The 18,814-nt window shown below is 55.9% G+C and carries 15 protein-coding genes and 4 pseudogenes; 11 read left to right on the forward strand and 8 right to left on the reverse strand.

Annotated features, from left to right (window positions below):
- The first annotated feature begins 53 nt into the window (after positions 1 to 53).
- The 5 genes and pseudogenes from lpxD (at position 54) to lpxB (ending at position 4,480) form a co-directional block, all read left to right on the forward strand.
- On the forward strand, positions 54 to 1,109 hold the full coding sequence (lpxD, locus tag N8E89_RS15705) for a UDP-3-O-(3-hydroxymyristoyl)glucosamine N-acyltransferase (RefSeq protein ID WP_262260461.1): 1,056 nt from the start codon (positions 54 to 56) through the stop codon (positions 1,107 to 1,109).
- A pseudogene (gene fabZ, locus N8E89_RS15710) lies at positions 1,102 to 1,588 on the forward strand (3-hydroxyacyl-ACP dehydratase FabZ). The gene lpxD and the pseudogene fabZ overlap by 8 nt, the downstream one beginning before the upstream one ends.
- Positions 1,588 to 2,421 carry an acyl-ACP--UDP-N-acetylglucosamine O-acyltransferase gene (gene lpxA / locus N8E89_RS15715; protein ID WP_262260462.1) on the forward strand — a complete coding sequence of 278 codons (834 nt, stop codon included), beginning with the start codon at positions 1,588 to 1,590 and terminating at the stop codon, positions 2,419 to 2,421. The pseudogene fabZ and the gene lpxA overlap by 1 nt, the downstream one beginning before the upstream one ends.
- A pseudogene (locus tag N8E89_RS15720) lies at positions 2,405 to 3,309 on the forward strand (LpxI family protein). The gene lpxA and the pseudogene N8E89_RS15720 overlap by 17 nt, the downstream one beginning before the upstream one ends.
- Positions 3,299 to 4,480 carry a lipid-A-disaccharide synthase gene (lpxB, locus tag N8E89_RS15725; protein ID WP_113172970.1) on the forward strand — a complete coding sequence of 394 codons (1,182 nt, stop codon included), beginning with the start codon at positions 3,299 to 3,301 and terminating at the stop codon, positions 4,478 to 4,480. The pseudogene N8E89_RS15720 and the gene lpxB overlap by 11 nt, the downstream one beginning before the upstream one ends.
- Positions 4,481 to 4,535: 55 nt before the next feature.
- On the opposite strand, the gene gltA is transcribed toward lpxB, so the two are convergent.
- Entirely contained in the window at positions 4,536 to 5,828 is a 1,293-nt protein-coding gene (gene gltA / locus N8E89_RS15730; RefSeq protein WP_106665168.1) for a citrate synthase, read from the reverse strand.
- 148 nt (positions 5,829 to 5,976) lie between these two features.
- The gene (gltX, locus tag N8E89_RS15735; protein ID WP_262260464.1) at positions 5,977 to 7,401 is read right to left on the reverse strand and encodes a glutamate--tRNA ligase; all 1,425 of its coding nucleotides are present in this window, start codon (positions 7,399 to 7,401) and stop codon (positions 5,977 to 5,979) included.
- A 111-nt stretch (positions 7,402 to 7,512) separates the two neighbouring features.
- Between gltX and N8E89_RS15740 the strand changes: the two genes are divergently transcribed.
- From N8E89_RS15740 to N8E89_RS15750, 3 genes are read left to right on the forward strand one after another with little or no spacing between them, the layout of a single operon-like run.
- Complete coding sequence (locus N8E89_RS15740; RefSeq protein ID WP_262260465.1) at positions 7,513 to 8,406, forward strand: DUF4131 domain-containing protein; 894 nt, start codon at positions 7,513 to 7,515, stop codon at positions 8,404 to 8,406.
- Positions 8,361 to 8,888, forward strand: a complete 528-nt coding sequence (locus N8E89_RS15745) for a ComEC/Rec2 family competence protein (protein ID WP_262260466.1) — start codon at positions 8,361 to 8,363, stop codon at positions 8,886 to 8,888. Before N8E89_RS15740 ends, N8E89_RS15745 begins: the two co-directional genes overlap by 46 nt.
- 22 nt (positions 8,889 to 8,910) lie before the next feature.
- Positions 8,911 to 9,963, forward strand: coding sequence for a ComEC/Rec2 family competence protein (locus N8E89_RS15750; protein WP_262260467.1), 1,053 nt, complete (start codon positions 8,911 to 8,913; stop codon positions 9,961 to 9,963).
- Positions 9,964 to 9,988: 25 nt separating this feature from the next.
- On the opposite strand, the pseudogene lexA reads toward N8E89_RS15750, so the two are convergent.
- From lexA to N8E89_RS15780, 6 genes and pseudogenes are all read right to left on the reverse strand, one after another.
- Positions 9,989 to 10,709, reverse strand: a pseudogene (gene lexA, locus N8E89_RS15755) (transcriptional repressor LexA).
- Positions 10,710 to 10,869: 160 nt separating this feature from the next.
- Entirely contained in the window at positions 10,870 to 12,078 is a 1,209-nt protein-coding gene (gene glp, locus N8E89_RS15760; protein ID WP_262260468.1) for a molybdopterin molybdotransferase MoeA, read from the reverse strand.
- A 1-nt stretch (position 12,079) separates the two neighbouring features.
- Entirely contained in the window at positions 12,080 to 12,574 is a 495-nt protein-coding gene (gene moaC / locus N8E89_RS15765; RefSeq protein WP_262260469.1) for a cyclic pyranopterin monophosphate synthase MoaC, read from the reverse strand.
- On the reverse strand, positions 12,571 to 13,389 hold the full coding sequence (gene trpC / locus N8E89_RS15770) for an indole-3-glycerol phosphate synthase TrpC (protein WP_106665174.1): 819 nt from the start codon (positions 13,387 to 13,389) through the stop codon (positions 12,571 to 12,573). The genes moaC and trpC overlap by 4 nt, the downstream gene beginning before the upstream one ends.
- Before the next feature lie 2 nt (positions 13,390 to 13,391).
- Positions 13,392 to 14,412 (reverse strand): annotated as a pseudogene (gene trpD / locus N8E89_RS15775) (anthranilate phosphoribosyltransferase).
- Positions 14,413 to 14,427: 15 nt separating this feature from the next.
- The gene (locus tag N8E89_RS15780; protein WP_262260471.1) at positions 14,428 to 16,317 is read right to left on the reverse strand and encodes a peptidyl-prolyl cis-trans isomerase; all 1,890 of its coding nucleotides are present in this window, start codon (positions 16,315 to 16,317) and stop codon (positions 14,428 to 14,430) included.
- A 153-nt stretch (positions 16,318 to 16,470) separates the two neighbouring features.
- Here N8E89_RS15780 and tpiA point away from each other — a divergent pair, with 153 nt between their 5' ends.
- The 3 genes from tpiA to N8E89_RS15795 all read left to right on the forward strand — a co-directional run bounded on the left by tpiA (position 16,471) and on the right by N8E89_RS15795 (position 18,719).
- On the forward strand, positions 16,471 to 17,235 hold the full coding sequence (gene tpiA / locus N8E89_RS15785; protein ID WP_262260472.1) for a triose-phosphate isomerase: 765 nt from the start codon (positions 16,471 to 16,473) through the stop codon (positions 17,233 to 17,235).
- A gap of 111 nt (positions 17,236 to 17,346) precedes the next feature.
- Positions 17,347 to 17,838, forward strand: a complete 492-nt coding sequence (gene secG, locus N8E89_RS15790) for a preprotein translocase subunit SecG (RefSeq protein WP_106665178.1) — start codon at positions 17,347 to 17,349, stop codon at positions 17,836 to 17,838.
- Between the two features lie 200 nt (positions 17,839 to 18,038).
- Positions 18,039 to 18,719 carry a L,D-transpeptidase gene (locus tag N8E89_RS15795; RefSeq protein ID WP_106665179.1) on the forward strand — a complete coding sequence of 227 codons (681 nt, stop codon included), beginning with the start codon at positions 18,039 to 18,041 and terminating at the stop codon, positions 18,717 to 18,719.
- Positions 18,720 to 18,814 lie beyond the last annotated feature (95 nt).

The following is an 18,814-nucleotide window of genomic DNA, read 5'->3' on the forward strand; positions in this document are numbered from 1 at the left end:
AGATTGCTGACCTCCCGGGGGGAGCAAGTTTCCCCGGGGGAGAAAGTTAGTCGATGGCCGATCCGATCTTCTATGAGCCACTGCTTAATGTGACTATTGGTCAGATCGCCGATCTGACCAATGGCGTCCTTGTGGACAGTTCCCTGGCAAATCGGCCAGTAGTGCGATTAGCCTCACTCTCGGACGCGGGTCCCGATGCGCTTGTCTTTATTGAAGGCAAGAAACACGCGCAGGACCTTGGCAGCTTAAAGGCGGCTGGTGTTCTTTGTACCGATGAGGTCAAGTCGAACATCCCGAAAAGTGTAGCTATCATCATCACCAGGCACCCGCAGCAGGATTTTGCTGCCATCGGCCGTGCACTCTATCCCAATGCGGTCAATGCGCATTTGTGGAGTGGTCAGACCGGCATCTCAAACCACGCAATTGTGCACGCATCGGCCGAGATCGAAGATGGCGTAACGATTGAGCCAGGCGCGATCATCGGAAGCAATGTGTCCATTGGATCGGGCACTGTAATTGCAGCCAATGTTGTCATCGGCAATGGCTGCAAGATTGGCCGCGATTGCTACGTGGCGCCCAACTCGTCGATACAATATGCGTTCCTCGGCAATCGCGTGCTGTTGCATCCAGGTGTGCGGATTGGCCAGGACGGTTTTGGTTATGTGCCTGGCAAGGCCGGGTTGGATAAGATGCCCCAACTTGGTCGCGTGATTATTCAGGACAACGTCGAAATCGGCGCCAACACCACAGTCGATCGCGGTGCCTTGGCCGATACTATCATCGGCGAAGGCACGAAAATCGACAATCTTGTGCAAATTGCCCACAATGTAAGGATTGGCCGGCATTGCGTTATTGCTGCTCAGTGTGGCATTTCGGGCAGCGTTGTTCTGGGTGATATGACGATGCTTGGAGGAAGTGTCGGCATCAAGGATCATGTCAACATCGGATCACGCGTCGAAATCGCGGCGGCGAGTGGCGTAATGAACGATATTCCGGATGGTGAAAGATGGGCCGGTGCGCCTGCGCAGCCATTCAAGCAATGGTTCCGTGAGATCGCGAGCGTGCGCGCGATGACCCGAACCAAGAAGGAGAGCAGTACAGATGAGTGACAATGTGCAAGCCGACACCCTTGGCGTCGCGGATATCCAGAAAATTCTGGCGAGATCTGCCACATCGTTATCCTTTCCTTCTGATCGACCGTATCGTGGATATTGATCGCGATGTCTCAGCGACAGGCATCAAGAATGTTTCGATCAATGAGCCGCATTTCGCCGGTCATTTCCCGGAACTGCCGATCATGCCGGGCGTGCTGATCATCGAGGCGATGGCGCAGACAGCTGGCGCGATCGTTCTCTTCCACAATGGCAGCGGCAAGCCGGGCAAAGTTTTTTTCATGACCATCGATAATGCCAAGTTCAGAAAGCCTGTCGTGCCGGGCGATCAGCTCAAACTGCGGGTGACGAAACTGAAGCAACGCGGCAACATTCATAAATATGGCTGTATTGCCGAAGTTGATGGCGTCAAAGTCGCAGAAGCCGAAGTCGCTGCAATGGTTAGCTTTCCCGATGAAGATGAGACTGGGGCCTGATGTCCGTTACCAGCGTTCACCCAACGTCCATTGTCGAACAGGGCGCGAAAATCGGGAATGGAGTCAGCATCGGCCCGTTTTGCCATGTGGGTTCGGAAGCCGTCATTGGTGACGATGTTGTTCTGATCAGCCACGTGGTTATCATGGGCCCGACCACTCTTGGCAGCGGCTCGAAGGTCTATCCGAATGCCGTCCTCGGCGGTGATCCACAGAACACCAAGCACAAGGGTGGTCATACGACCCTGGTCATTGGCAAGAATTGCATGATCCGCGAGGGCGTCACCATGCATCGCGGCACTGATGGCAGCCGGGGCGAAACAACGGTTGGTGACAATTGCATGTTCCTTGCTTATGCGCATGTGGCTCATGATTGCGTGATTGGAGATAACGTCACCTTCTCTAACAATGTGATGATTGGCGGCCATGTCACCGTCGGCAATAATGTTATCATCGGCGGTGGAGCAGCCATTCACCAGTTTACGCGGGTTGGCCATCATGCCTTTATCGGTGGACTTGCTGCCCTTGCGCACGATCTCATTCCGTATGGCATGGCCATCGGAAATCATGCCTATCTTGGTGGCCTGAACATCGTAGGCATGAAACGTTCGGGCATGGCGCGGCCGGAAATCCACAATCTCCGCCACGCTGTTCGCATGCTGTTCGATCGCACAAAGCCGATTAAGGTTCGAGCGGAAGATGTTCGTATTTCGTACGTAGAATCCGCGGCGGTGGCGGATCTGATCGGGTTTATTACCACTGATACAAAGCGGGCATATTGCACGCCGCCACTCGATTCAGCCATCGAGATCAGTGACAGTGACGACAAGAGCTAAGCCAGCCAAGGTAACAGATCCGCATCCTGCCATTGCGGGCCGCACGGCAATTGTCGCAGGCAATGGACTACTACCCGTGGCTGTCGCCGAAAGCTTGCGGCAAAAGGGTGGCAATCCGCTAATCGTTGCGATCAAGGGTGAAGCTGAGCCAGCGCTCTATGCGGGCGAACATGCCGAGATTTCCATCGTGGAGCTTGGCGGTCTTGTCAAAATACTGAAGGCAGAAGGCATTTCGAATGTTGTGCTGGCCGGCGGTATTCGTCATCGGCCAGAATTCCGTGCAGCACTTAGGCCCGGTAATGGCAATCTGGTCGCGCTTTACCGCTTCCTGCGCGCTTTTCGACTTGGAGATGACGGACTCTTGCGCGCGGTAATCTCAACAATCGAGATCCTATGGTTTCCGGGTGCTGGGTGCACACGAGGTTGTTCCTGATATTCTTGCGCCCGCGCCTGGCACCATAACGCGCAAACGCGCCGATCCGGACAGTGTCGCAAATATGCGGGCCGCACGAGAAGCCGCTGTCATGATCGGTTCCCTCGACATTGGTCAAGCGGCGATTGCAGTGGGTGGGCGCGTTGTGGCGCTGGAAGGCGTTGAAGGCACTGACGCGATGCTGCAGCGTGTGGCGGAATTGCGGTCGACCAAACGCATCAATCGCAAGGGCGGGGTCCTTGTGAAATGCGCCAAGCCACAACAGGAGGTACGTGCCGACTTGCCTGCTATAGGCGTCAGCACAGTTGAGAACGCCGTTGCCGCGGGGTTGAAAGGTATTGCCATCGAGATCTGACCGTACGTTGATCCTCGGCTACGCAGAAACCGTTGCCGCAGCTAACGAGGCGGGGCTGTTTATCGAGACGTTTGAGCAAGAGGCATCAAATGGCTGCTAAAATGCCATTGCGGCTTGCGATTGTCACCGGCGAAGAGTCAGGAGATCTGCTCGGCGCAGATCTGGTTCAATCACTTCGACGGCAATATGCGGGTGATGTCACTCTCACGGGCCTGGGAGGCGAGCATCTTGCGGCGCTCGGGCTCGATAGTCCGTTCGACCAGCATGAAATCGCTCTCGTCGGTTTGAGCGCTGTCGTTCGCAAACTGCCCCGCCTCATTCGCCGTATTTCAGAGCTCTCCAGTGCCATCGTCGCGGCAAAGCCTGATTGTCTGGTGATAATCGATAGCCCGGATTTCACGCACCGTGTGGCCCGCAAGGTGAGGGTGGCCGACCCTTCGATCCCGATCATCAACTATATCAGCCCCTCCGTATGGGCATGGAGGCCGGAACGTGCCAAGGCCATGCGCGCCTATATCGACCATGTGCTGGCGATACTGCCCTTCGAAGTGCAAGCGCTGAAAGATCTGGACGGGCCATCCGCCACCTATGTCGGGCACAGGCTTGTTTCGCACGCACCACTTCTCGAGGCAGCGAAGATAAACCGCGCTCGCGATGCCAGCTTGGGCAATCGCGAAGTCAAAAACCTCGTGGTTTTGCCTGGGTCACGCCAATCGGAAATCACTAGCCTTGCTGAGCCATTCGGCGAGACGATCGATCTTCTTGCAAGCCGTGGTAACCGGTTCAATGTCACCTTGCCAACATTGCCAAAGGTTGAACCGCTTGTCAGACAATTGACCGCCGGCTGGAAAGTGCAGCCTCGTATTGTTGTCGGCGAAGCGGAACGACTGCATGCTTTTGCCGAAGCGGATGCTGCGCTCGCGGCCTCCGGAACTGTATCGCTGGAGTTGGCTCTTGCCCGCATTCCCACAGTCCTATCCTACAAGCCAGATTGGCTGGCCCGGACCTTCTTGGCACCGCGCATTACGATCTGGAGTGCTGCGCTTCCCAACATCATTGCTGATGAACCGGTCGTTCCAGAATATTTCAACATATTCGTGCGCGCCGGGTCGCTCGCCCGGCAGATCGAGCAACTGTTCGTTCCAGGCCATCGACGCAGTGCACAGCTTGAAAGCTTCGATAAAATTGCCAGGGTGATGCAGACCGAGCGGCCGGCTGGTGCAATCGCAGCAGAAAAAGTGCTTGAGCTGGTGCAATCGAAGCGGCGTTGATCTACCAACAAAAAAGGCGCCCTGTGGGCGCCTGTTTTGTGGTTTGGGACGGCGATCACTTGCGATCTTCGACGTTCACATAATCGCGCTGCGTGGCGCCTGTATAAAGCTGACGCGGACGGCCGATCTTCTGATGCGGGTCCTCGATCATTTCCTTCCACTGTGCAATCCAGCCAACTGTGCGGGCTACGGCAAACAGCACGGTGAACATCGTGGTCGGGAAACCGAGTGCCTTGAGGGTGATACCCGAATAGAAATCGACATTCGGGTACAGTTTCTTTTCGATGAAATATTCATCGGTTAGTGCAATGCGCTCAAGTTCCATCGCAACGTCAAGCAGCGGATCATCCTTGATGCCGAGTTCGGCAAGCACTTCACGGGTGGTCTGCTGCATGATCTTGGCGCGAGGGTCGTAGTTCTTGTAAACGCGGTGACCGAAGCCCATCAGGCGGAACGGATCGTTCTTGTCCTTGGCGCGGGCAATGTATTCCGGAATGCGGTCAACGGTGCCGATTTCGCCGAGCATGGTGAGAGCCGCTTCATTTGCTCCGCCGTGGGCAGGGCCCCAAAGGCAGGCGATGCCTGCAGCGATACAAGCAAATGGATTAGCGCCAGAGGAACCGGCAAGGCGAACCGTGGACGTGGAAGCGTTCTGCTCGTGATCCGCGTGCAGAATGAAGATCCGGTCCATTGCGCGTGCAAGCACAGGGTTCGGAACATATTCCTCACACGGAACTGCAAAGCACATGTGCAGGAAGTTCGTCGCAAAATCGAGATTGTTGCGCGGATAAACGAACGGCTGACCGATGTGGTATTTATAGGCCATCGCGGCGAGTGTGGGAATTTTCGCGATCATTCGGATCGAAGCGACCATGCGCTGATGCGGGTCGGAAATGTCCGTTGAGTCGTGGTAGAAGGCCGAAAGGGCGCCGACACAACCAACCATGACCGCCATTGGATGCGCATCGCGGCGGAAACCGGTGAAAAACCGCGACATTTGCTCATGCACCATGGTGTGGCGCGTTACGCGGAAGTCAAAATCCGCCTTCTGGCTCTTTGTCGGCAGATCGCCGTAGAGCAAGAGATAGCAGGCTTCAAGAAAATCGCCATGTTCGGCCAATTGTTCGATTGGATAACCGCGGTGCAGCAAAATGCCTTCATCACCATCGATATAGGTGATCTGCGACTCACAGGACGCCGTGGATGTGAAACCCGGATCGTACGTGAATGCGCCCGTGTTCTTGTAGAGTGTCCCAATGTCCACGACATCCGGTCCGATGGTCCCCTTTTTAATGGGTAACGAGAACTGGTGACCATTCAGATCGATGTTGACGCTGTTTTCAGACATTGCCGTTCCTTTCTTGCTTCGACTTGCGCTTTACCAGCGCAAAAGCATTTACCTCAAGCGAGGTTCTGACCGTGATCTTGTCAGGCACGACACCGTACTCGAAAGGTACGATGTTGCAATGCAAAAATGCACTCAAATCTGCATACCTTTAACCTTTTATCTGGTCCTCGATGCGCCCCAAAGATTCTTCTCTTCCAAGCACCGCCAGGACGTCAAAAACACCCGGAGACGTTGCTCTTCCGGTTAGAGCGGCACGCAATGGTTGTGCGATCTTACCAAGCTTCAGACCAGTACTTTCGGCATGCACCCGCACCGCAGCATCAAGTGCTTCGGCGGTCCATTCATGGACGGCAGATAGCACAGGAATCACACCCGAAAGCACACCCAATCCCTCCTCATTGAGCAGACCGGATGCTTTTTCATCGAGTGAAAGCGGGCGCTGCGCAAATAGGTACTTGGCGCTGTCTGCGAGCTCGACAAGTGTCTTTGCCCGCTCCTTCAGGCCCGGCATAGCCGTCAATAACTGCGCCTTCGACCGGTCGTTCAATCTGGCCAGAATATCGTTGCCGCCTTCGATATCCGGAAGAATGTCAATCATGGCTTTTACCAGATCGGCATTGTCGGAGAAACGCATATAATGGCCATTGATTGCCTCGAGTTTCTGAAAGTCGAAACGCGAGGCACCGCGATTTATATCGGAGATTTCGAACCACTGGATCATCTGCTCATCTGACATGATTTCATCGTCACCGTGGCTCCAGCCGAGGCGGACGAGGTAATTGCGCAGCGCCGCCGGCAAGTAACCCATGGCACGATAGGCTTCGACACCGAGCGCGCCATGGCGCTTCGAGAGCTTGGCGCCGTCTGCGCCGTGAATGAGGGGTATATGTCCCATGACAGGTACGTCCCAATCCATGGCATTGTAGATCACCGTCTGGCGTGCCGCATTGGTCAGATGGTCATCACCGCGGATGATGTGGGTGACGCCCATATCGTGATCATCGACGACGACCGCATGCATATAGGTCGGGTTGCCATCGGAACGCAGGATGATGAAATCGTCGAGGTCCTTGTTGGGGAACCGCACATCGCCCTGAACCTGATCACGTACGAGGGTTTCGCCCTCCTGCGGTGCCTTGATACGGATAACCGGCTTGACGCCAGCCGGGGCCTCCCTGGGGTCGCGATCGCGCCAGCGGCCGTCATAACGAGGCGGACGCCCCTCGGCGCGGGCCTTCTCGCGCATTTCCTCGAGTTCAGCCTGCGAAGCATAGCAATAATAGGCCTTGCCCTTGGCAACGAGTTCCTCCGCCACTTCGCGATGACGCGGGGCGCGCTCATATTGCGACACGGCATCGCCGTCCCAGTCCAATCCCAGCCATTTCAACCCATCAAGAATGGCCGTGACTGCGGCTTCCGACGAGCGTTCGCGATCCGTGTCCTCGATACGAAGCAGCATTTTACCACCGGTATGCTTTGCATACAGCCAGTTGAACAAGGCGGTCCTTGCTCCGCCAATATGCAGGAAACCGGTTGGGGAAGGGGCGAAACGGGTAACGACAGAGGATGACATGGATACTCCAGGGATGTTCGGCCATTAGTCGAACGTCCAATCGAATTGATCTGGCGTTCATGTAGCATAGCAACGCTGGTGTGCAAGGGTGTTGGCAGAACTGCGAGACAAATGGAAGGTCCTGGTACCAAAACGAGGACGAGTGAACGGCTCTTCTTCCTCCCTGGAAAAGCCGGTAAAGAGATTGCGACTCAAACGGTTAGCGACGAACGTGGCATCAGCAATGAGGATCGCTCCGCCGTCACGCTACGCGAACGCGCACGGTCAGCACGATCGCAGGTTCGAGCCACGCTACTAGCGGTCCCGACGGCGTTCAGCGACGAAATCAGCCGTGGCACACTGTTCATGCTCTTACCCGTCTTCGCCGGAACCGGTGCTATTTTCTATTTCAGCTTGCCCGCTGAACCCCAACTCAGCGCCATATTGTCCGGTCTGACCGTCATCATCGGTTGTCGCGCATGGGCGGCCGCGCGGCCCATGATCAGGCTCGTCCTGCTTCTGGCAATCGCAGTTGTTGCCGGCATGCTGTTTGCGAAGCTGGAAACAGTCCGGGTCAACACGCGCATGCTTGGGTCGGAAGTCACGACGCGTATTGTGGGGCGGGTCACAGCATTGACGAAGGATGCCACGGGAGGGTGGCGTCTCACCATGGATGTGATGTCAACAACGCGACCAGAACTGCACTACGGACCCGATCGCATTGTGATATCCGCCAGGGCGCTGCCGCGCGCCCTCAAGATAGGAGACGGTCTCGCCGGTCTCGTCCGTCTGCGCCCGCAATCGGGGCCCATGCGCCCAGGCAATTATGATTTCGCATTTTACAACTTTTATCGCGGCATCGGCGCAAATGGATTTCTGCTCGGAAAGGCCGAAATGGTAAGCGTATCAGCGGATTCCGGACCAACTGCGGCCCTATTGATGACGATTGCCAATATTAGGCCCAGCTCACCCAGCGAATTTTGCGCAACATTAAAGGTGAGCCGGGAGACATCGCGGCATCGCTGATCACTGGCCAACGTGATGGTATCAGCGATGATACCAACAACGCCATGCGATTGAGCGGGCTGTCGCACATCCTGTCGATTTCCGGCTTTCACATGGCGCTCGTTGCGGCAACGATCATCGGGTCGTTGCGCGCTGTCTTGGCACTGTTTCCGGGATTCTCGGCACGTTATCCGGTTAAAAAGTTCGCCGCTGTGATCGCATTGATCGGATCTGCTTTCTATTTGCTGCTTTCAGGATCCGACATCGCTGCCCAACGCAGCTTTGTCATGCTGGGTGTCATGCTTTTGGCCATAACCGTCGATCGGGCGGCGATCTCGATGCGTAATCTGGCCATTGCGGCACTCATAACCATTGCGATCTCGCCGCATGAAATTCTCGGGCCAAGTTTCCAGATGTCTTATTCTGCAACTGCCGCCTTAATCTGCTTCTACGGCTGGTGGTCAAAACGGCGCGGCAAAGACCAACGCCAAAAAAATTCATAACTATCTGTGGTTGGCGATCGTGATGAAAGCGGTGAACCATATCAGTGCGATTGCCATGACATCGCTCGTCGCCGGCACAGCCAGTTCCATCTTCGCGGCCTATCATTTCAACAATACCGCGCCATTCGGGCTGATCGGTAACGCTCTTGCCCTTCCAGTCATCTCAGTGTTCGTGATGCCGTTCGCCGTGCTTGGTTTGCTTGCCATGCCGTTCGATCTCGATTGGTTGCCGTTCACTGTCATGGGGCATGGTATCGAAGCTGTGATCGCCATCGCCAAGGCTGTTGCCTCACACTCTCCAAGTGGCAATCTTGGCATGATGCCCCCGGCAACTCTGCTTCTTGTGAGCATCGGATTGGCGATGATATTTGTCCTGTCAACGCGACTGCGTCTGTGCGGCATGCCCGTGTTGCTAGCAGCTGCCATATTCATGGCGCGTGCACAGGAACCCGACATCATCATTGCAGAAGGAGGAAAACTGGTTGCGCTGCGAACGCCGGACAATAGACTGGCGATTAATCGGCCGTCCGGAAGTGCATTTACTCTCAATAACTGGCAACAGGGATACGGGACAAGCGGACTCGTTAAGCCGTTCAATGCCGGCACGCGACCTGAAGAAACACAGTTTGAATGTAAAGGAAAGCTTTGTATCGCACGCGAGCAGGGCGGCATGGTTGTTGCCTATACCGACGATCCTGGACAGAAGTTGGCAGCTTGTTCGGAAGGGGATATCGCCATCCTGGCCTTTGCAACTGGGGAGGCAGCGTGCAGCGATAAGAATGTGTTGGTGATTACTCAGCGAGATCTCGCATTGAGTGGAACGGCGGAAATCGCTTTGCACACCGCTCAACGCAAACAGATTGGCACCAAAGTCAATATAAGCGGTGACTTAACTCAACAGAACGTTGCAGAGGCAAATACCGGAGACATTCCGCGCATTCGGACCGCAGATGTTACCTACGCCGTGGGGCCGCCGGCTCGCCCGTGGAACTTCTACAGGACATACTCACGCGCCGCGAGAAATCTCGCGGAATACACTTCTCCCGGTCGCGCCACAAAGGCAAATGCCGACTGAAGTGAGCAGACAGCAGATCGGCTGCTTAGTAGCGCCGGATCAGGCCAACCAATTTTCCCTGCACACGAACGCGATCGGGTCCGAAAATGCGGGTCTCATAAGCGGGATCTGCGGCCTCAAGTGCAATTGAGGCACCCTTGCGCCGGAAGCGTTTGAGCGTTGCTTCCTCGTCGTCAACCAGCGCGACAACGATCTCTCCCGGATCTCGCCGTATCGCTGCGCTTGATCACAACCGTGTCACCGTCGAAGATTCCAGCTTCGATCATCGAGTCACCTTTGACCTCCAGGGCATAATGTTCACCGTTGCCGATCATGTCAGGCGGCAGGCCAATCATGTGAGTCTGGTTCTGGATTGCTGAAATCGGTACACCGGCAGCGATGCGGCCCATGACCGGTATACTGACGATGGTGGAGGCGTTTGTCTCATCAGACGCGCGTGCCTGAGGTCGCTGAGGAGGGGCGTTGCGGCCGAGGCTGCCCTCAATGACACTCGGCGAAAACTTCCTTTGTGCGTTGAGGCCTGGGGCAATTGAGTCGGGCAGGCGAAGAACTTCCAGCGCTCTTGCGCGGTTTGCAAGCCGGCGAATGAATCCGCGTTCTTCCAATGCGGTTATCAACCTATGGATACCCGATTTGGATGCAAGATCCAATGCATCCTTCATCTCGTCGAATGATGGCGGGATGCCGGTCTCCTTCAGGCGCTCATGAATAAAGAGCAGAAGTTCGTGTTGTTTACGCGTGAGCATCGGCGATCCTTCAAGGTGGAATCGAAAAAACAAAACCAGAACAAACACTATCTGTTCCAGTTGTGTTCTACAAGGCTTAATATGTGGTGTACATCGGATGAACTGACTGCATTTCGAGCAAATAGGAATGCAGTGGGGCGACTATCAGCGCGTAAACTGCCTACCGCAGCATCAGCACAGTGCAATCCGTTCCGGCTTTAACCGCAGAAGCATGGGGCTGGCGGATAATCAGACCGTTGGCGTCCGCAAGGAATTTCAGCATCGATGAATCCTGGAGAGCAAATGGCGTCGCGGTAAGTTGACCGTCGGCGCCGATCACAACGCGAGCGCGAACGTAGTCTTGTCGCTGATCATTCATTGCCATGTCGCTTCCAAGTTTGGCGACTCGGAGATTTGGTTCATGGGATCGCCCGGTTAGGGCATGGATCAGCGGTGTCAAAAAAACATGGGCGCAGATCAGGCTGGAGACCGGATTGCCGGGCAAACCAAGGATCTTCATCCTATCCAAGTGTCCGAACATCAATGGCTTGCCAGGACGAAGGGCGATCTTCCAGAAATCAAGTTCCATGCCCCGCGCGGCCAGTGCGGGCTGGACGAGGTCGTGATCACCCACCGAAGCGCCGCCAAGCGTAACAAGAATATCCGCCTTGGCAGCGATGGCCCGATCGAGTGCCTTGTCCAAGGCCTCCATGCGGTCCTCGGCTATTCCAAGGTCGATTGCGACGCCGCCTGCCTGACGGACGATTTCGGCCAGACCAAAGCTATTCGAAGCAATGATCTGGTCTGGCCGGCAGGGTTCGCCTGGGCTGACCAGCTCATCGCCCGTCGCAAGAATGGCCACGCGAGGGCGGCGCACGACTTGAACCGTGGGATGATCGGCAGATGCGGCAAGAGAGAGAGCCGCCGGATCGAGAACCCGCCCCGCCTGCAGCAGCACATCACCTTGACTGAAATCCAAACCAGCCTTGCGGATATTTCTGCCCAAGGCAATTGTCTCTACGATTTCGACAGTCTGATCTCGCGCAACCGCATTCTCCTGAATTACAACACTGTCGGCGCCTTTTGGAACCGGTGCACCTGTGAAAATGCGGACGGTCTCGCCGGCGCTTACCACACCTAAAAACGCATGCCCGGCTGCAGATTGGCCAATCAGTTTCAAAGTGGCAGGCACATTTGCCACATCAGCGGCCCGAAGCGCATAACCATCCATGGCTGAAGCGGCAAAAGGCGGTTGCTGTCGCTTGGCGTGCAAGTCCGCGGCGAGAACGCGGCCACCGGCTTCACCCAGGAAAGCGGCCTCGGTTTCGAGCTTTGAAGCACCAGCGAGAATTCGCCTCAGGGCTTCATCGACGGGAAGGAGTCCAGACATATCATTTCCCGCCAGTCGCGTCGGCTGACCAATTGCCTGATTTGCCGCCTGTCTTTCGTAAAAGCCGAATGTTCTGAATAATCATGCCCTTATCGGCAGCTTTTGCCATGTCGTAGATCGTCAGGCATGCGACAGAAACGGCTGTCAGCGCCTCCATCTCGACACCGGTCTTGCCGGTTAACCTCACCGATGCAACGACGTGCAGGCCCGGCAATCCTTCGTCGGCTTCAATATCGACCGCGATTTTGCTCAACAGCAGCGGGTGGCAGAGGGGTATCAGCTCATGAGTCCTTTTTGCCGCCATGATGCCGGCAATCCGCGCTGTTCCTATGACGTCGCCCTTGGCAGCATTGCCCGATTTAATGAGCTCGAGCGTTTGCGATTGCATTTTCACGGAGCCTGCGGCGACTGCTACCCGTTCCGTTTCAGCTTTGCCGCCAACATCCACCATGTGGGCGGCGCCCGTTTCGTCGAGATGGGTAAGCCTCCCGGTCATGCCGCGCTTGTCTCTTTTTCTGCTATACCTGACAGGAGCGCCTTTGTTGCAGCAGCCACATCATCCTGCCGCATCAAGCTTTCCCCAACGAGAAAGGTCCCAATGTTGGACTTGGTGAGGCGCTGGCAATCCGCATGCGTGAAGACGCCGCTTTCGCTGACCAGAAACTTGCTCTGCGGCACTATTTGTGCAAGCCGTTCCGATACCGCCAGATCGACTTCAAAAGTGCGCAGATTGCGATTGTTAATGCCCAGCAGCGGCGATGAAAGCCTTAACGCGCGGTGCAGTTCCGCCTCGTCATGCACTTCAACAAGCACGTCCATGCCGAGCGACATTGCCGTATCCTGGAGCGACGCGGCGACATCGTCTGTTACGCTTGCCATGATGATGAGAATACAATCAGCGCCCCAGCTGCGTGCCTCATAAACCTGATAGGTGTCAAACAGGAAATCCTTGCGGAGGGCAGGGAGACTGGTCGCCGCGCGTGCGGCCTTCAGGAATTCGGGCGCGCCTTGAAATGATGGGGCATCGGTCAGGACTGAAAGGCAGGCGGCTCCGCCGAGCTCATAGGCTTTCGCCAGGGCGGGCGGGTCGAAGTCGGGTCGTATCAAGCCTTTCGACGGGCTCGCCTTTTTGATCTCCGCAATAAGCGCAAATTGTCCCTGAGCGCGCTTCTTCTGCAAGGCGTTCAAAAAACCACGCGGAGACTCCTGATCTCTCGCTTGCGCCTTCAACTCGTCCACGGATATGCGTGCCTTGGCAGCCGCGATCTCGTCGCGCTTGTAGGCTTCAATCTTGCGAAGGATATCAACCATTCTCAGCCAGCCCCGCTATTCGACACGTGGACGAGTTTCTTTAGCACATTTCTGGCCGCACCGCTGTCGATCGAATGGGCAGCCATATCGATCCCCGTTTTAAGATCGGATGCGACACCGGCAATGAGAAGTCCGGCGCCGGCATTGAACAGGGTAATGTCACGATAGGCGCCATGCGCACCATCAAGGACCGACAGCAGCGAAACAGCGTTCTCATCCGCGGTACCGCCCTTCAGGTCGAGTGGATCCACCCGCCGGAGACCAAACGACTCCGGATCAATCTCGAATGTGCGAGATCGTACCATTCTCCAGCGCCGCAACCTTGGTAATGCCGGCCGTGGTGATCTCATCCAGTCCGTCGCCATGAACGACCCAAACGGCCTCGGAACCGAGGTTCTTCAGGACATGCGCAACTGGTTCGACCCATTCCGGGGCAAAAACACCGACAAGCTGGCGTTTCACCCCTGCCGGATTGGTGAGGGGGCCAAGCAAGTTGAATATCGTGCGTGTGCCGAGTTCGACGCGTGCCGGGCCCACATGTTTCATCGCCGGGTGATGCATCGGTGCGAACATGAAGCCGATGCCTGCCCGTTCAATACAGGCCGCAATCAGCTCAGGACCGATTTCAATATTGATACCGAGTGCCGCAAGGGTGTCGGCAGCGCCCGAACGTGAGGACAGGGCGCGGTTGCCATGCTTTGCAACAGGGACGCCAGCGCCTGCCACCACAAACGCAGCGCATGTGGAGACGTTGTAGGAGCCCGATTGATCCCCGCCGGTTCCAACAATATCGATGGCGTTGGAAGGTGCAGTGACCTTCAGCATCTTGGAGCGCATGGAGGAGACCGCGCCGGCAATCTCGTCGATATTTTCACCGCGCACGCGCAATGCCATCAATAACGCGCCAATTTGAGCCGGCGTCGCCTGTCCCGACATCATGATGTCGAAAGCCTCGACGGCTTCTTCGCGCGAAAGCGCTTTTCCCGCTGCCGCAATGCCGATGAAACGCTTTAATTCAGCCATTCTCTGTCTCTCGACCTAACGGGCAAGTGCCTGGTTAATGACGGTCTGATTGATCGTCACTGGGTAAACCGTCTGCAGTTGCGCCACCAGCTGGTCCAGCAGGTCATCCGCGAGGCGGGATGAGAAAGCTTCCCGTTCCGCGGTTGTCAGTGACTCCGGCCCGACGTTGGCCGGTTCGATCGATTCGGCAACCTTGAAAATCAGTTTCGAACCGTCGGATGCTGATTCTGTCACACCGACGACACCTTCGGGTCCGTCGAAAACCGACGCAACGCCGCCTTCACCCAGATCGGCGTCTTTGCTCTCCCGGGTAATGCCGCGCTTCGTATCCTTGGTGAACTTGAACTCAGCTGCAATGTCATCCAGCGACGTACCGCCAGCAACACGCTTGCGTACCTCTTCGGCCTTTTCATTGAGACGCTTTTCAATTTCAGCCTTCTTCCAGTTTTCGATCACACGCGACTTCACCTCATCGAGCGGCCGTTCGCGTGCAGGCGTTACACTGTCGACGTCGTACCAAAGGTAGCTGTTCGTTCCGAGGTTGAAAGGTTCGTTGTCGAAACCAACGTCGGCCTGAAAAACAGCGGCAAGCTGGTTTTCGTCGAAGGGAAGGTTATGTATTTCCTTTTCATCGGGACCGCGCCCGGCTTGATCAACAGCGTCAATCGTTACCATCTTGAGGTTTTGCTTCTGTGCGGCTTCCGCCATGCTGGCGCCATCGGCACGGGCATTTTCATAAGCGTCATGAACATCGGCGATTGACGAAGCCGCCTGCGTCAGCGCGATGGTTTCGCGAATGTCGTTTTCTACCTCGGATAGTGGTTTCACCACCTCTGGCGCTATTGCGGTCACACGAACGATGACGGGGCCAAACGAGCCCTTCAGAACATCGCTGACGCCGTTGGCATTAATACCGAAAATGGCATCTGCGATAGATTGATCGGGCAGGCCGGTCTTTGGAAACGTCCCCAGACGAACATCATCCATGGTCTTGCCTTCAGCCTTGACGATGTCATCGAAGCTCGTTCCCGCCACGATCTTGTCGTGAGCGGCCTTTGCCGCATCATCGGTTGCAAAAGTCAACTGTTCGACAGTTCGTGTTTCGGGGGTTGAATAGCGCGCAATGTTCTTGTCGTATTCCGCCTTGATTTCTTCCGGGGTCACAGTCGCCGGGTTGGCAATATCCTTGGGTTCAAGTTTGACATAGCTGACCTTGCGGTATTGCGGAGCGCCGTAGGCTTCCTTGTTAGCTTCGAAATATGTCTTCAGTTCCGTATCGCTGGGATCAGCAACATCCTTTACGAAGTCCTTGGGCATCGCGACATAATCCACCGTTCGCGACTCGCCCTTGTACAAGGCAACGGCTTTCAGGAGAATGTCCGGCACTTTGATACCTTCAGCAACAGCTTCAACGATCTGCTGACGGCGCGCCACCTGCGCCCGATTGTCGAGATAGCTTTGCGCGGTCATACCGGCGTTGCGCAATACAGCGTCAAATTGCGCAGGATTGAACCGGCCGTCGGATCCTTGGAAGGCTGGATCTTCCGCCGCCAGTTGTGCCAGGCGGTCCTTCGAAAGTCCGAGCGACATGGTTCGGGCCTGTTCGTCCAGAACGACACCTGCGACCAGCTGCGCCTGTACCTGATGACCAATCCCGATGGCATCCGCCTGTTCACGGGTCAGTCGCTGCCCGAAACGTTGCGAAAGAGCCGCAAGCTGGCGATCATAGGCCAAGCGATAATCTACCGGGGAAACTTCTGAATGGCCGGCGCGTATGGCGGCATTACCGCCAATGGCACCAAGTATGGTATGGGAGACACCCCATCCGGCAAAGCTGATCACGAGAAGGCCCATGAGCACTTTGACTACCCAGGTCTGTGCAACGTTGCGGAGAGAGTCGAGCATTAAAAGTCACCGTATCAGTCAAGAGGCTTAATTGAATGCATAGGGGAATAGCGTCATGCAACGCTTGTGTCGATTGCTTTATCAAGTGAATTTGCTAGTCAGGCAATCAAATGACTGAGAAAGTCACCAAAACCGATATCTAAGGAACGCCCAATGACCCCTGATGTTCGTCCGCTCGTCGCCGGTAACTGGAAAATGAATGGCACTGGAGAGTCACTCGATGAGTTGCGTATAATCGTCAACCGGCCCAATTCCGCCATCGGTGAGAAAATCGATGCACTCATTTGCGTCCCCGCAACCCTTGTTTTCAGGGCGGCCCAATCCGTTGAGGGTGAGGCCCTGAGCATTGGCGGACAGGATTGCCATACCAAGAAGTCCGGCGCCCATACCGGCGACATCTCTGGGGATATGTTGAAAGATGCCGGCGCCTCGCATGTGATAGTTGGTCATTCCGAGCGCCGGACAGATCATGCCGAAACGAACGACGTGGTCCGTGCCAAGGCAAGGGCGGGCTGGGGTGCAGGCCTCGTCGCGATCATCTGTATTGGTGAAACAGAGGCACAGCGTAAGGCAGGTTCCACACTCGATATTATTGCCGAACAGCTTGCTGGATCGATCCCCGACGGTGCGAATGCGAATAATACCATAGTTGCCTATGAACCGGTTTGGGCCATTGGAACCGGATTGACGCCTACTTCAGACGACGTAAGAGAAGTGCATGCTTCAATCCGCGCGGCGCTCACCGGCCGTTTCGGCGCCGACGGCGCGAAGATGCGGATCCTTTATGGCGGGTCGGTCAAGCCGGCCAATGCAATCGAACTCCTGGGGATCGAGAACGTCGATGGTGCGCTCGTCGGAGGCGCCAGCTTGAAAGCAGTCGACTTCCTTGCCATCTGTGAGGCGTACCATTCGCTTTAACGGGCAGAGAACCGCAATTGCGACAAGAAAACTGTGGTCTGACGGGCTTGGTTTATTGACCAATCCGGTGTAAAGAGCCGCGTCCGACACCTAGAAAGCAGAAAATATCCCATGCAAACCGTCGTAATCGTCATTCATCTTCTGATTGTACTTGCTCTCGTTGGCGTCGTGCTTATGCAGCGCTCTGAAGGTGGCGGTCTCGGAATTGGCGGCGGCTCTGGCTTCATGACGGCCCGCGGCGCAGCCAATGTGTTGACGCGTGCGACTGCCATTCTTGCAACGGGATTTTTTATTACCTCTCTGGCCCTCGGCATTATGGCTCGCTATGGCGAGAGCCCAACCGATATTCTCAACCGGATTCCGACAACCACGGGCAATCAGCCCGCAGGTCAGCAGCCTCCAGCAAGTGGCGGCATTCTGAACCAGCTTGGTGGTCCCTCCTCGAATAGTGCGACCCCGCCGTCTGATACGCCTGCTGCTCCGCCGGCTTCTGGGTCGGTTGCACCCGGCGCTGCCGCGCCTGCGGCGCCCGAATCAACCCTACCTGCGCCGACGGCTCCGGTTACACCTGCGCCAGCAAATCCGGTTCCAAATTCACAATAGAGCCGTTTGCGACTATACAGAATGCGGTGAATGTGTTGCGTATCCGCAACCTTTTACAACGAAGGATCATTGGGGTTTGTCCTTCACAGCGATTTGCATTGAGAAGAATTTGGTCTTCAGATAACGCGATATCAGGTTGGCCTTGGGGGCCGGGCAAACGCCGTGAGGGCGTTGTGCACTCTATGCGGGAAATTTAAACTATGCTGTCACGTCGCTCTCTGCTTGTAGGAATGTCAGTCCTGGCGCTATCCGGCCCGGCATCGGCAGAACCGATCCTCAAAAAAATCATGAACCCATTTGGCGGTAACGCGTCCGAGCCGGCTGCTGCAAAACCGGATGCTGAAGTCAAGCCTATTGAAGTGGCAGAGGTACGCAAGCCGGCGAAGCCTGGCAAAGCCAAAACGAAGTACGGGATAGATCCGAAATATATGCCTCAGGACGTGGCATTCTCTGGTTACAAGCCGGGGACGATCGTTATCGACCCGAAAGCAAAGTTCCTCTATCTCGTTGAATCGCCTTTCAGTGCACGCCGCTACGGCATTGCAGTCGGCAAGGAAGGGCTGGAATTCAAGGGAACTGCGAAAATCCAGACCAAACGCGAATGGCCGCGCTGGATCCCGACCAAGGAAATGATCGAACGCGAGCCTGCACACTATGCCAAATACGAAAACGGCATGGACGGTGGTCCGGGTAATCCTCTCGGTGCGCGCGCCCTCTACCTGTCGCAAGGAAACAAGGATACGTATGTGCGCATTCACGGCACGATCCAGCCATGGACCATCGGAAGTTCTGCATCGAACGGCTGTTTCCGCATGGTCAATGATCATGTGATCGATCTGTATAATCGTGTCAGCGTCGGCACGGAAGTGGTTGTTCTGTAAGATTTATCGTTGAACTGATCCGAACGGCCAGACCTCGCGTCTGGCCGTTTTGTTTGAACTGAAAATATTTGGGACGGGAAAAACGGCGCTGACGC

The organism is Phyllobacterium sp. A18/5-2 (assembly GCF_025452215.1).
Lineage (GTDB): Bacteria > Pseudomonadota > Alphaproteobacteria > Rhizobiales > Rhizobiaceae > Phyllobacterium > Phyllobacterium sophorae.

Bases quoted from the DNA above. Each gene is read 5' to 3' on its own strand.
- lpxD (WP_262260461.1), top strand. From the start codon at position 54: ATGGCCGATCCGATCTTCTATGAGCCACTGCTTAATGTGACTATTGGT.
- lpxA (WP_262260462.1), top strand. From the start codon at position 1,588: ATGTCCGTTACCAGCGTTCACCCAACGTCCATTGTCGAACAGGGCGCG.
- lpxB (WP_113172970.1), top strand. From the start codon at position 3,299: ATGGCTGCTAAAATGCCATTGCGGCTTGCGATTGTCACCGGCGAAGAG.
- gltA (WP_106665168.1), bottom strand. From the start codon at position 5,828: ATGTCTGAAAACAGCGTCAACATCGATCTGAATGGTCACCAGTTCTCG.
- gltX (WP_262260464.1), bottom strand. From the start codon at position 7,401: ATGTCATCCTCTGTCGTTACCCGTTTCGCCCCTTCCCCAACCGGTTTC.
- N8E89_RS15740 (WP_262260465.1), top strand. From the start codon at position 7,513: ATGGAAGGTCCTGGTACCAAAACGAGGACGAGTGAACGGCTCTTCTTC.
- N8E89_RS15750 (WP_262260467.1), top strand. From the start codon at position 8,911: ATGAAAGCGGTGAACCATATCAGTGCGATTGCCATGACATCGCTCGTC.
- glp (WP_262260468.1), bottom strand. From the start codon at position 12,078: ATGTCTGGACTCCTTCCCGTCGATGAAGCCCTGAGGCGAATTCTCGCT.
- moaC (WP_262260469.1), bottom strand. From the start codon at position 12,574: ATGACCGGGAGGCTTACCCATCTCGACGAAACGGGCGCCGCCCACATG.
- trpC (WP_106665174.1), bottom strand. From the start codon at position 13,389: ATGGTTGATATCCTTCGCAAGATTGAAGCCTACAAGCGCGACGAGATC.
- N8E89_RS15780 (WP_262260471.1), bottom strand. From the start codon at position 16,317: ATGCTCGACTCTCTCCGCAACGTTGCACAGACCTGGGTAGTCAAAGTG.
- tpiA (WP_262260472.1), top strand. From the start codon at position 16,471: ATGACCCCTGATGTTCGTCCGCTCGTCGCCGGTAACTGGAAAATGAAT.
- secG (WP_106665178.1), top strand. From the start codon at position 17,347: ATGCAAACCGTCGTAATCGTCATTCATCTTCTGATTGTACTTGCTCTC.
- N8E89_RS15795 (WP_106665179.1), top strand. From the start codon at position 18,039: ATGCTGTCACGTCGCTCTCTGCTTGTAGGAATGTCAGTCCTGGCGCTA.